Source organism: Sinorhizobium mexicanum (assembly GCF_013488225.1).
Taxonomy (GTDB): Bacteria; Pseudomonadota; Alphaproteobacteria; order Rhizobiales; family Rhizobiaceae; genus Sinorhizobium; species Sinorhizobium mexicanum.
The window spans coordinates 3,264,060-3,276,404 of the sequence record NZ_CP041238.1 but is presented as its reverse complement, the minus strand read 5'-3'; the positions used below and the strand labels follow the sequence as shown (position 1 = coordinate 3,276,404).

Sequence of the window (12,345 nt, the reverse complement as noted above, 5' to 3'; positions counted from 1 at the left end):
CCTCATGTCAAAGCGCGGACGCCGGCGGCAACCTCGGCCAAGTCGTCGTTGAGCTGGTGGTCGCGGCCTTGGAGCCGATGCACGATCGCGCCGGGTATCGCTCTCTCATAGAGATCGACATGCGCGAACGGCGCAGTGTCGTCCTCGCTGCCATGATAGAGATAGACCGGCGTCTTTGACGGCAATCGCGCACCGAGTTCGGCCGTTGGCTCGATGTCGTCACTCGGCCACCCGCCAGCGCCAACAAAGGGCGCCGCGATGAGAAATACGCCAGCAAGCTTCTGATTCGGTGGTGCCTCTGCGAGGGCGTTGATCAGAATCGTTCCGCCAATTGAGTGGCCAATCAGTATCGCGCCATCATCGAGGCCGGCGATCTCTTGCGCGAGCGCGGCCTTCCATACGGTATAGCTGGGATCCGCCTCGTTCGGCATGCGCGGGTAGCGGACGTCGTAGCCGGGCCCAAGTTCTCGCCTCAAGCTGTCGACGAGCTTGTTGTCCCATTCGTCATGGGTCCCTGCGCCTCCGCCTTGAATGAACAGGATTTGCTTCTTCATGGTGGAGGCCCTCCAGGCTCACTCGCTCACGATGTCCTTTGCCGACAGCTCGCGCGGCACGTATTTCGGCAATCTCGCGGCTGGGAAGATCGACAACAATGAAATGCCCGCCACGATCAAGAACGCCCCCCTCAACGCACGGAGTCGGGCCGTTTCATTGATCGCGATCGCCGTCTCCACCTGGTCCGGCGTTGCCGCGGTCGCGCCGAACACGCTCCTCAGTTCATCATTAGTGACGAAGTCGACATCGTCAAAAAGCACGTGATTGCTGAGCTCGGGCGGCAGCTCGGACTGGCTGAACGCCGTGGTGAGAAACATGCCCAGCAGTCCGACCGCCACAACGCTGGCGAAGGCCGCGCCGAGCGCGTTCGAGACGTTGTTCGCCACGCCGCGCAACGCGGCCACGTCGCCGGCGAGGCGCTTGGGCGAGGCCGATACCAGCACGTTGAAAAGCAAGGTCAGTAGCGTACCCTCGCCGATGCCGACGAGGATCAGGCCCAGAATAACCGTCACGGTGCTCCAGTCGTTGCCAACGGTGAAGGCGACCACCACCAGACCGATCGCGATCAGGACGAACGAGGCGATGCCGAGACTGCGTGGCGCGAAGCGATCATATAGTCGCACGGATAGGACACCCGCTACCGCGATTGCAGCCGTGTAAGGGAGAATGGCCACCGCAGAGAAAAGGGGCGTGCGGCCCTGGATGATCTGCACATAGAGCGGGATAAGAAACCCCACCGCGAGACCGAGGCTCCCCGCGGCGAGAAAGGCGATGACGGCACCCTTTTCTTCCCTGCTGTCCAATACCTCCATCGCAAGCAAGGGCTGCCTGTTGGCTGCGACGCGCCTGTTGGACCACGCGAAGAACGCCTGGCCAAACATTACCCCCACAAGAATGAGGATCGGCGCCGGCGACAATCCCAGCAGCGAAAACGGCGCCGCGCTCTCCGCGACCAGAAGCCCCCACGCCTGAAGGTTGTTGAAGCCAAGCAGGATGAGCGCGACAGCGGCCGCCGAGAGGACGACCCCGAAGATGTCGATCCTCGTGCCGGGCTGGCGCGGGATCGGCGCCAGGCGAAAGCTCAGAATCAGGACGAGGACCGCCAGAGAGACGATCAGCCAATATGAGTAGCGCCAGCTGAGGGATGTGGCGAGAAATCCGGCGATGACGAAGGTTACCGCGCTGGCGACAGCGGGGATGCCGGCCAGCACGCCCAGCGCCGTTTCCTGCTGCCGGCCGTGATAATTGGCGGCGATCAACACCACCAAGGTCGGCACGGCCGCCGCGGCGGCGATTCCCGCGATCGACTGAGCGGCATTCATGGTGCTTGCATCGGTGCTGGTCGCCATCAACCCCATCGCCGCGCCGTGCACGACGATGCTGACCTGGAGCACGCGGCGCTCACCCGCGAGCTTGCCGATCTTCGCGCCCAGCATGACGAACGCGGCGACGAACATCGAGTAGAGGAGAAGCGCGGTCGCTGCGGCGGTCGCCGGCGAACCCAGATCTTGGGAGAGCGGCCCGAGCGAAACGGGCAGGGCGCTGATGTTGATGGCCATCTGAAGTTGCGCGAGGACGATGACGATCAATGGCAACCAGGGCGCCCGCCCAGCGTGCTGGTCTTCAATGGCGGGGTCGGCAGTTGGGTCCGGTGCGCTTGTCATGCGATCCACTCTGACGTTTCAAAGCCTGCTATCCGCTAGATAGGAAAACGCAGGATGGCGGCCAGCTCCATCTGAACCGGCAGGTGGAGCAATCCTTCCTCTGTTCCGCGGCCGCAAGCGCGGCGGCAAGTTTCGCTTCGCGCCGGAGCGGGCCGCCTCACAGCGGCAGCAGCCACGGCACCAGGACTACGCTGACGATCAGAACAATCAGCGAGAACGGCACGCCGATCCGGACGAAGTCGCCGAAGGTGTAGTGTCCAGGCCCGACCACCAGCGCGTTCACCGGAGAAGACACCGGAGTCATGAACGCGGTCGAGGCCGCCAGGGCCACGATCATCGCAAACGGGTAGGGCGAGGCGCCCAATTCCTGTGCGAGCGCGAGAGCCACCGGTGCCATCAGCACAGCCGTCGCGGTGTTGGAGATGAACATTCCGAGCAGGGCGGTGATGGCAAAAAGCGTCCCCAGCACGACATGCGGGCCTGTGCCGGTTGTAAGAGCCCGCAAGCCGTCCGCAGCCAGCTCGACCCCGCCGGTGCGCTCGAGCGCGATCGAAAACGGCAACATGCCGACGATCAGAACGATCGTCTTCCAATCGATGGAACGATAGGCGCTGTTGAAGTCAATGCAGCGTAGCACCCCCATCAGCAGGCAGCCGATGAGTGCTGCCTGGACATTGGGAATGACGCCGCTGACCATCAACCCGACAACAAGCGCGAGGCAAGCCAGAGCATGGACGGCTTTGTCATGCGCCGGCAGCACCTCGTCGCGTTCGACGGTCATATTGAGAATAACGAGGGTGCTACCATCCGATCGGAGCTTGTCGAGCTCCCGCCATGGCCCGATCAACAGCAACGTGTCGCCGATCGCCAGCGGCTCATGCAGAAATTCGCGGCCGTAGGCGACCATGCCCCGGCGCAGGCCGATCACCGTCAAATTGAACCGCGTGGAGAGCTGTGCATCGGCAATCGTCTGGCCGGCGAGATCGGATGTCGCCGCCACGACGACCTGGGCCAAGCCGATTTCCTGCGACCGGTCGGCGAAATCGGCTCCGCGCAGCGATATTTCTTCAAGCGCGAAGCGCTCACAAATGGATCGGATGTCCGAATTGGACCCGGCATAATCGATCAGCATGACGTCGTCCACTTTCAGCTCCGCCTTTGCCAAGGGCTGCATGACCTCGCGGGTTAACCGGCGACCGCGCTCGAGCGCAACGATATTGGCACCAGGCCATCCCTTCAGGTCGAACTCTTCCAGGGGCCTGCCGGCCAGCGGCGATTGCGCGGTTATCCGCAGCCGGTGTTCACGATCGGCCAGCTTGTATTCATCGATCCAGGCCGCGAGGTTAGGGCGACTGGAACTTGATGCCGGCGTGGCGGTATCCTGGAGCCAGCGCCGGGTGACGCTCATATAGAGGATGCCGAGCAGCAGAATCGGCAGCCCGAACGGCGTGAAGCTGAAGAACCGGAATCCTTCCACACCGTGGCGCTCGAGCTCGCCGTTCACGATCAGATTCGGCGCGGTCGCAACCAGGGTCATCATTCCGCTGATCAACGCGGCCACGCTGAGCGGCATCATCAGCCGGCCCGGGCCGATGCCGGTGCTCTGAGAGATGCGCAACGCAACCGGTATGAAGATCGCCGTGACGGCAGTCGAACTCATGGTCGCGCCCAGCGCGCCCACGACCATCATCAGCAGGACGATCAGGCGCAGTTCGTTCTTGCCCGCCCTGGCGATCAACCAGTCGCCCACCCGCTGGGCGACACCGGTGCGCACCAGCCCTTCGCCGAGCACGAACAGGGCTGCGATCAGCACGATGTTCGGATCGCTGAAGCCGGCCAGGGCCTCCCCCATCGTAAGGACACCGGTGAACGGCAGCGCCACCAGCGTCATCAGGGCGACCGCATCCAGGCGCGGCCTGTTGATCGCGAACATCACGATCGCAGCGCTGAGAAGCGTGAGAACGATCAAAAGATCTGTAATGACCGCCTCCTGCGCCAAGCATCTGCATCGAGCCGCCCTCCGGCTCTAGTGTCCGTCGTTCCCGATATTCGAACCGCCGGGCCAGGCGCTGCCAAACGCGCGCATGTGCTCCGAGTACTGCCGCAGCCGATCCCGGACGAGCCGGTGCACCGTCCCCTCAGGAAACGTCCCGTCCGCTGCCGGTTCGCCGGCCGTGCGCTCCATCAGCAACTCGATTCCCTCGTCGACGTGGCTGACCGCCCAGACGTGGAAACGTCCCGCCCGCACCGCCTCCACGACCTCCTCCTTCAGCATCAGGTTCTTGACGTTGGCCGTCGGCACGATCACACCTTGCCCGCCGGTCAGTCCCCGATCGCGGCAGACATCGTAGAAGCCTTCGATCTTGCGTGTCACGCCCCCGACCGCCTGCACCTGGCCGTGCTGGTTCACCGCGCCAGTCACGGCAATTCCCTGGTTCAACGGAAGACCGGAGAGGGCCGACAGCAAGGCGTAGAGTTCGGTCGTCGACGCCGAGTCGCCGTCGATCCCTCCATACGACTGCTCGAAGGTGATAGTCGCCCCCAGCGAGAGCGGCCAATCTTGAGCGTATTGCGCTTGCAGATACCCGGTCAGGATCAAGAACCCCTTCGCATGGATCGGGCCGGAGAGCTCGATCTCCCGCTCAATGCTCTGTACCGTCCCCCGCCCCACTGAAACGCGCGCGGTCACCCGTGACGGCTGCCCGAAACTGTAGTCGCCGACATTGAGCACGGACACCCCGTTGACCTGCGCCACCCGAGCGCCCTCGGTGTCGATCATGATCGTGCCATCGGCGATCACCTCTCGCATTCGCTCCTCGGCCAGGTTGCGCCGTCGCTCCTGCTGTTCGACAGCCGCGTCGACATCCACCGCCTGCACGAACTTGTGCCCCGCCTTGCCTGCCCAGTGGCAGGCCTCGACGGCCAGCCTGGCAACGTCGAGGAACCGCGTGGTCAGCTTCCGCTGGTGGTCGCGCAGCCGCGCTCCGTGCTCGACGATCCGGGCGACGGCCGAACGGTCGAAGTGGAGCAGTCGACGATCGTGCACGACGAGGCTCAGGAAGGCGGAGTAGCTTGCTAGGTTCTCCTCGTTCCAATCCATGTCTGGCGCGAATTCCGCCTTCACCCCGAACAGCTCCGGGAACTCGACATCGACCTGATGAAGGGCCTGATAGAGCGCTGCTGGTCCTATCAGGATCACCTTCAGGTCGAGCGGAATCGGCTCGGGCCGCGGCCGGTTCGTCGGCACCGGCGCTCCTTGCTCGCCCGGGTTCTCGATCACCACCTCGCCGGACGCCAGGGCGCGCTTCAGCCCCTCCCAGGCGAAGGGGTTGCGCATGACGTCGAGGGCGTGCAGGACGAGGAAACCGCCGTTGGCGCGGTGCAGCGCGCCCGGCCTGATCTGTAGGAAGTCGGTCACCATCGTCCCCATCACGGCCCGGTAGTCGAGCCGGCCGCTCAGGTTGTAGTAGGTCGGGTTGCGCTCGAGGACGACCGGCGCGCCGGCGATCCCACTGTTGTCGATCAACACGTTGACCTCGTACCGCGCCAAGGACCCCTGATGCCTCCGTAGCGCAGTCGCGCCGTCCGCTTGCCCGGCTTCGGCCGTCGGCAAGAAGTCGTGCAGATGGTCCGGCAGGTCCGTCTCTATCTGCTCGAGGAAGGCGAGGACGTCTGGCTGGTCGTCGTAATCCTCGCGCAATTCGGCAATAAGTGGCCCTGCGGTAAGGAGCGCCACCTCCCTGTCGAGCGCTGTAACGCGCTGCTGGGCTTCCTTGTCGACCTGCCGCATCTTGCGCACGTAAGCGCCGAGCTCGGCCTGGATTTGCGCACCCCGCTGCTCGAGCTCCGCCTTTGCCTCGGGTGGCAACTGCTCGAACGCCTCTTGTGGCATCGGCTCGCCGTTCAGCAGCGGGATTTTGGCAATGCCGGTTGGCCCCATCTCCAACCCGAACTCGCGTTCCTGCGCAAAGGCGCGCAGGTCAGCGATCAGCTCGGCGCGTCGCCTCCTCACCTCGACAAGGACCTCCTCTCGTCGCCGGGCGTACTCCTCGCCCTCGAAAGCGCCGGGAATCTCCAGCTGCGCCGCCTCCACAAACGACGTCATCGCCTTTGCCAGTTTCCGACCCCCGCCGGCCGGTACCGGGAAGGCGCGTGGACGGTCCGGCTCGGCGAAGTTGTGGACATAGACCCAGTCGGGCGGTGTCGGCCGCGTCGCGGCGAAGGAGCGCACCGCCGCGAGGACCGTGCTCTCGCGCCCGGTGCCGGGCGAACCGGCGGCGTATAGGTGGAAGCCACGGGCGCCCACCTCGAGTGCAAAAGCGATCGCCTCGGCCGCGCGCGGCTGCCCGATCGTCGTTTTGACCGGCGACACTTCGGCCGTCGTCTGAAATGGTAGCGTGGCCGGGTCGAGCCGCCGCCTCAGATCCTGCGGCTGCACCGCCAGCCGCTCGCGCAAGGCCCGCATGGCGTTTCTCCGCACAAGGCTCGCGACGCTCTTGCAGTCTGCTCTCCCCGGCCGCGGAAGGAATATCGAAGAACGCTCGTACGCGCGGCGGCAAGCAGTCTTGGCTGAAACCACGGCAAACGTGCCGAGGAGAGAATCGCGCCAGATTCAAACTGCCCATCCTGAGCGGAGCGCTCCGGCAACGACAACCGGGAGATGGCATCGGGCCGTTAGTGTCCGCTTCCAACGTGCAATCATGACATTGCAATCGCGCGGTGGCAATGCCTGCCTTGGGACGGAGGGAGGCGTTGGTTGTCGAGTGTGGTTGGCAGATTTGTTCCAGACGGTGGGTAGTTTGGCGCACCCGACAGGATTCGAACCTGTGACCTTTGGAATCGGAATCCAACACTCTATCCAGCTGAGCTACGGGTGCATCCGTTGGCGGCAGGGCCGCCGAAGCAGGCTGTGAGCGGTTCTTAGCCTAGCTTGCGCGCCGCTTCAATGGTGATTGAAGGTGTTTGCAGCGGAAATTTGCGTTTGGTGTTCGTGTCGGGGCCGTGGCGCCTCTCGGGGCAGGGGACTTCCGGAAAGAAAATGCCGCGCCTGAAACGCGGCATTCGTGGTGTTTGCCGTGTTTCGGGACTCAGGCCATCTGCATGGCGCCGGGGCCGGGGATCGCCTTTGGCGGCACCTTGCCCATGATGATCATGCCGAGCACTTCGTCCTTGGTCACGTCCTCGGTGCGGGCGTGGCCGACGACCTGGCCGTTCTTCATCACCGATACGCGGTCGGCGAGGTCGAAGACGTCGTGGATGTCGTGGCTGATCAGGAAGATGCCGATGCCTTCGCGCTTCAATTGCTTGATGAGCTCGCCGACCTGCGCGGTTTCCTGCGGGCCGAGGGCCGCCGTCGGCTCGTCCATGATCAGGATGCGGGCGTTGAACAGGATGGCGCGCGCGATCGCCACCGATTGCCGCTGGCCGCCGGAGAGCGCTTTTACCGGCTCCTTGAAGCGCTGGAAGTTCGGATTGAGGCGGCCCATCACCTCGCGTGCCTTCGCCTCCATCGCCACGTCGTCGAGCGTTCCCCAGGGGGTGCGCAGCTCCCGGCCGAGATAGAGATTGGCGGCGGCGTCGACATTGTCGGCGACGGCGAGCGTCTGGTAGATCGTCTCGATGCCGTATTTCTTCGCGTCGCGCGGATTGTGGATGTCCGCCGGCTCGCCATTGATCAGGATCTCGCCGGCATCGCGGCGGTAAGCGCCGGAAAGGATCTTGATCAGCGTCGACTTGCCGGCGCCGTTGTGGCCGAGGAGCGCCACGACTTCACCCGGATAGAGATCGACGGAAGCGTTGTCCACCGCGTGGATACCGCCGAAGGAGATGGAAATGTTCTTCATTTCCACGAGCGGAGTGCGTTGATCTGTCATGTTCGAACTCCTGATTATTTCGCGCGGGCGCGGTAGACGGTATCGAGCCAGACGGCGGTGACCAGCACGACGCCGACGACGATCCGCTGCAGCGGGCTGTCGATGCCGAGCAGCACCATGCCGGATTGCAGCGACTGCATGACGAGGGCGCCAAGCATGGCACCAGCGATCGTGCCCATGCCGCCGGCAAGCGATGTGCCGCCGATGACGGCCGCGGCGATGGTGTAGAGTTCGTCGAGTTCGCCTTGGGCATTGGTGGCCGCGTTGAGGCGTGCCGTCGAAATCGCGGCGGCGACCGCACAGAGCATGCCCATCAGTGCGAAGATCCTGACCGTCACCCAGCGCGTCTTGATGCCGGCGAGTTCGGCCGCTTCCGGATTGCCGCCGATCGCGAAGACGTAGCGGCCAAAGCGCAGGCGCGTGGCGATGAAGGTCATGACGATGCCGATGACGATCGCGATCAGCACCGGAATGGCGATGCCATGAGCGATGAAGAGGCCGCCTTCGGGCCAGGCGATGCCGTTGGCTTCGGCGTATTTGCGGGCGATGTTAGCCGGCCAGGGATAGCTGTTGGCGATCGCCACGGCGCCCAGAACGAGGGCGCAGCCAATTCCCGAGAGAAAGTACTCGGCCCAGACCGGGCGGCGGGGAAAGCCGAAGCGCTTGCGCTGCTTGCGGGCGTTAATGATGCTCGCGACGATTGCAAGACAGGCAAGGAGGCCGACGATCCAGCTTGCCGTCGCGCCGATCGAGCCTTCGGTGCCACCACCCATCAGGCGGAAGGTGGCGTCCATCGGCGCGACCGTGCGGCCGCTGGTCACGAACCAGGTGGCGCCGCGCCAGATGAGCAACCCGCCGAGCGTGACGATGAAGGACGGCACGTTGAGGAAAGCGATGATCATGCCATGCAAGGCGCCGATCGCCGCGCCGAGGGAAAGGCCGGCAAGCAGCGTGATGATCCAGGTGGCGGGATGGTTGAAGCCCAGCACCTGCGGCAGCAGCTCGGCCTGCAGCACGCCCATGATCATGCCGACGAAGCCGAGGATGGAGCCGACCGACAGATCGATATTGCGGGTGACGATGACGAGAACCATGCCGGTCGCCATGACGGCCACCGAGGCGGTCTGCACCGAAAGGTTCCAGAGGTTTCGCGGTGTAAGGAACAGGCCGCCGGACAGGAAATTGAAGCCGATCCAGATGATCAGCATCGCGCCGACCATGCCCAGAAGGCGGGTGTCGATTTCGGTGGCGCGGAAGAAGCGCTTCACGGGATTTTCAGCCGCGCTGCGGGCGCGATTAAAATGTGCGGTATTCGTCGTGTCGGCCATGGCCGCCGTCCCCCACTGTTTCCATTTGCACATGCGGTCGTTCTACAGCGTCGCGCGTCTAATCAGACGCGCGAAGGACGCTGTAGCACTTTGAGTTGCTGCCGAGCGCCGCGGTTGCGGCGATCTTAACACCCGCATGTGAAGATCGTCCCGACCTCAAGCAAACGCCGCAACGGGTCGCGTTGCGGCGTCTTAAGGTCAATTCAAATGCCGAGCCGTCAGTTGCACGCGGCGATGGTGCCGGCCGCAACGCCCTGGCAGGCTGCGTCCTTGGAAATCCAGCCGGCGTCGATGACGACGTTCAGATTGTCCTTGGTGATGGCGAGCGGCGCCAGGAAGACCGACTTCATGGCAACGCCCTTCGGTCCGCCGTTGAAGGATTGAACGCCCTCGATCTCGTCCATCGTCTTGCCGGCGGCGAGCGCCGAGGCGATTTCGGCGGCCTTCTTGCCGAGCTCGCGCGCGTCCTTCCAGACGGAAACCGTCTGGGTGCCGAGCGCGACGCGGTTGAGCGCCGCAAAGTCACCGTCCTGTCCGGACACCGGAACGGAGCCTGCGAGCCCCTGTGCCGAAAGCGCCGCAATCGCGCCGCCGGCCGTGCCGTCGTTCGAAGCGACGACCGCGTCGACCTTGTTGTCATTGGCGGTCAGGAACTGCTCCATGTTCTTCTGGGCATTTTCCGGCTTCCAGCCATCGGTGTAGGCCTCGCCGACATTTTTGACCTTGCCGCCGTCGACCGCTTCCTTCAGCACTTCCATCTGGCCGGCAAAGAGGAAGTCGGCATTCGGGTCGGACGAGGAGCCCTTGATGAAGACGAAGTTGCCTTCCGGCTTCGCCTTGAAGACTTCGCGGGCCTGCATACGGCCCACTTCCTTGTTGTCGAAGGTGATGTAGAAGGCGGCCGGATTCTCGATCAGGCGGTCGTAGCCGACGACCGGGATGCCCTCTGCCGTGGCCTTTTCGATCGCCGGGGCGATCGCGTCGGAATCCTGGGCGAGCACGATCAAGGCGTTTGCGCCCTGCGCGATCAGCGACTCGATGTCCGTCAGCTGCTTGGCGGCGGAAGACTGGGCGTCGGCGGAGATATACTTGTCGCCGGAAGCTTCAAGCGCGGCCTTGATGGCGGCCTCGTCGGTTTTCCAACGCTCTTCCTGGAAGTTGGACCAGGAAACGCCGACGACAAGATCCTTGGCGATCGCCGCCGAATGCATGGACGCGATGATGGCAGCCCCCGCCATCAGCTTCAAAACGGATTTCATTTCATCCTCCCAAGTGGTTGCACCTTGCGCGCGAACCTCCCGCACGCCTCCTCGGCCAACCGTGAAGTGCTGTCGCAAACCCGCCGCAACCAGTGCGGACTTTTTTCTCGACAGTCGAGAAAATAAATGTCAGAGTTTTAGCAGGCTGTCAACAAGGCTCCCGTGCAGCGCGCTGCGTCTTTTTCGGGACGTGCAACAACCGCTGTAGAGCGTTGAAATGCCGTGTGTTTTTATTCTTGAGCCGGCTTCGATCCAAGGAAACATGCAGGGTGCCTTGTCTTGCCGATCAACAGATGCTTTGGAGGAGGCATGGGGTTGAAGGACCCGCCATCGACAGGGACGTGGAATGCTGACGAAGTCCAGCACTGAACTTGTACGTCAGCAGAACAGCACCCTTATCCTTGCGGCGCTCCGCCGGAAGGGTTCCTTGTCCCACACGGAAATCGCGTCGGAAACCGCTCTCGCCTCGGCCACCGTCTCCGCCATCACCGCCGAACTGGAACGCGCCGGAATCATCGCCAAAAGCGAGCAGCATGTTCAGGGCGGCCGCGGGCGGCCGCGTGTGCTTTTCACGCCGAGGCGCGACTGCGGCCACGTGATCGTCGTACGCATCTCGTCCGATATCGTGCAGTATTCGCTCGCCGACTATGGCGGCACTCTGCTCGACCGGTTCGAGGAGGCGAGAAATCACGATCTGAGGGGCACCGCCGCTTTCGGACAGATGTTTGCCGCCGCACTTGAACGGCTGCTCCAGCGCTCCCGCATCACGAAGGAAGACGTGCTTGCCATCTCGATCAGCAGCAAGGGTCTTGTTGCCGCCGATGGAGCGCGACTGATCTGGTCGCCGGTTTTCGGCCGCGAGGAGCTCGATTTCAAAGAGCTGCTGCGCCCGGACTGGCGCGCCAAGATCATGCTCAGCAACGAGACGCTGCTGGTTGCCCAGGCGCTTGCCGTGCAGGCCGAGGAGGGGAGAGACGACTTCAAGGCGCTTGCGGCGATATCGCTCGGACATAGCATTGGGCTCGGCCTTGCGCGCAAAGGGCGTTTCGGCGACCTCGATGTTTCGGCGCCGAATTTCGGGCACATGCTGCACGCGAGTTCCGCCGGCCTCTGTCGGTGCGGCGGCCATGGCTGCATCGAGGCGGCGGCCGGTTTCTATGGAATCCTGCGCACTGCATTCGAGGTGCCTTCCGACACAATTCCCGCAAAGTTCGTGCCGCTGTCGGAGATGGACAAGATCGCGGCAAGCGCGCGCCAGGGGCACCGCATGGCCGGCTATGCCTTCCGCCAGGCCGGCATCGCTCTCGGTAATGGCATTTCCCGCATGCTCAGCCTCTACGAACCGATGCCGATCTTCGTCACCGGACCGGGGACACGCTACTTCGATCTCCTTCATAAGGGGTTGGAGGAGGGGCTCTCCCAATCCCTGCAGGTGCGCCTGCAAGGGCTGCCGGAGATCTCGGTGGCGGCCGACGAGCAACGGCTCGCTTTCGACGGTCATCTCAATCGCGCACTGAGCACGATCGACGCCGACATTGCCGCCCGGCATGGTTAGGTTCGAACACCGTCTCGGCGTCCTGCGGCGCTGTAGCACCTTGAACTGCTGCCGAAATCTTGCAGGCGAATTCTGGTGCTTTTGCAATTTACAGTTATTTAGAGACTCCTT

General features: G+C 63.7%; 8 protein-coding genes and 1 tRNA gene. 1 reads left to right on the top strand and 8 read right to left on the bottom strand.

Going from position 1 to position 12,345, the window contains the following annotated elements:
- Positions 1 to 2: 2 nt before the first annotated feature.
- From FKV68_RS15480 to xylF, 8 genes are all read right to left on the bottom strand, one after another.
- Positions 3 to 554 carry an alpha/beta fold hydrolase gene (locus tag FKV68_RS15480; protein WP_180938679.1) on the bottom strand — a complete coding sequence of 184 codons (552 nt, stop codon included), beginning with the start codon at positions 552 to 554 and terminating at the stop codon, positions 3 to 5.
- Between the two features lie 18 nt (positions 555 to 572).
- Positions 573 to 2,219, bottom strand: a complete 1,647-nt coding sequence (locus tag FKV68_RS15475) for an MFS transporter (RefSeq protein WP_180938678.1) — start codon at positions 2,217 to 2,219, stop codon at positions 573 to 575.
- A 157-nt stretch (positions 2,220 to 2,376) separates the two neighbouring features.
- Complete coding sequence (locus FKV68_RS15470) at positions 2,377 to 4,218, bottom strand: SLC13 family permease (protein WP_245181314.1); 1,842 nt, start codon at positions 4,216 to 4,218, stop codon at positions 2,377 to 2,379.
- Between the two features lie 27 nt (positions 4,219 to 4,245).
- Positions 4,246 to 6,684 carry a Lon protease family protein gene (locus tag FKV68_RS15465; protein WP_180938677.1) on the bottom strand — a complete coding sequence of 813 codons (2,439 nt, stop codon included), beginning with the start codon at positions 6,682 to 6,684 and terminating at the stop codon, positions 4,246 to 4,248.
- Between the two features lie 335 nt (positions 6,685 to 7,019).
- Positions 7,020 to 7,096, bottom strand: a tRNA-Arg gene (locus FKV68_RS15460).
- 210 nt (positions 7,097 to 7,306) lie between these two features.
- The gene (locus FKV68_RS15455; protein ID WP_136505789.1) at positions 7,307 to 8,092 is read right to left on the bottom strand and encodes an ATP-binding cassette domain-containing protein; all 786 of its coding nucleotides are present in this window, start codon (positions 8,090 to 8,092) and stop codon (positions 7,307 to 7,309) included.
- A 14-nt stretch (positions 8,093 to 8,106) separates the two neighbouring features.
- Positions 8,107 to 9,420 carry a sugar ABC transporter permease gene (locus tag FKV68_RS15450; protein ID WP_180938676.1) on the bottom strand — a complete coding sequence of 438 codons (1,314 nt, stop codon included), beginning with the start codon at positions 9,418 to 9,420 and terminating at the stop codon, positions 8,107 to 8,109.
- Positions 9,421 to 9,638: 218 nt separating this feature from the next.
- On the bottom strand, positions 9,639 to 10,679 hold the full coding sequence (xylF, locus tag FKV68_RS15445) for a D-xylose ABC transporter substrate-binding protein (protein WP_180938675.1): 1,041 nt from the start codon (positions 10,677 to 10,679) through the stop codon (positions 9,639 to 9,641).
- Positions 10,680 to 11,025: 346 nt separating this feature from the next.
- On the opposite strand from xylF, the gene FKV68_RS15440 reads away from it, so the two are divergent.
- Positions 11,026 to 12,234, top strand: coding sequence for an ROK family transcriptional regulator (locus tag FKV68_RS15440; protein ID WP_180938674.1), 1,209 nt, complete (start codon positions 11,026 to 11,028; stop codon positions 12,232 to 12,234).
- Positions 12,235 to 12,345 lie beyond the last annotated feature (111 nt).

Coding starts and splice junctions, on each gene's coding strand:
- FKV68_RS15440 (WP_180938674.1), top strand. CDS start 11,026: ATGCTGACGAAGTCCAGCACTGAACTTGTACGTCAGCAGAACAGCACC.
- FKV68_RS15465 (WP_180938677.1), bottom strand. CDS start 6,684: ATGCGGGCCTTGCGCGAGCGGCTGGCGGTGCAGCCGCAGGATCTGAGG.
- xylF (WP_180938675.1), bottom strand. CDS start 10,679: ATGAAATCCGTTTTGAAGCTGATGGCGGGGGCTGCCATCATCGCGTCC.
- FKV68_RS15450 (WP_180938676.1), bottom strand. CDS start 9,420: ATGGCCGACACGACGAATACCGCACATTTTAATCGCGCCCGCAGCGCG.
- FKV68_RS15455 (WP_136505789.1), bottom strand. CDS start 8,092: ATGACAGATCAACGCACTCCGCTCGTGGAAATGAAGAACATTTCCATC.
- FKV68_RS15475 (WP_180938678.1), bottom strand. CDS start 2,219: ATGACAAGCGCACCGGACCCAACTGCCGACCCCGCCATTGAAGACCAG.
- FKV68_RS15480 (WP_180938679.1), bottom strand. CDS start 554: ATGAAGAAGCAAATCCTGTTCATTCAAGGCGGAGGCGCAGGGACCCAT.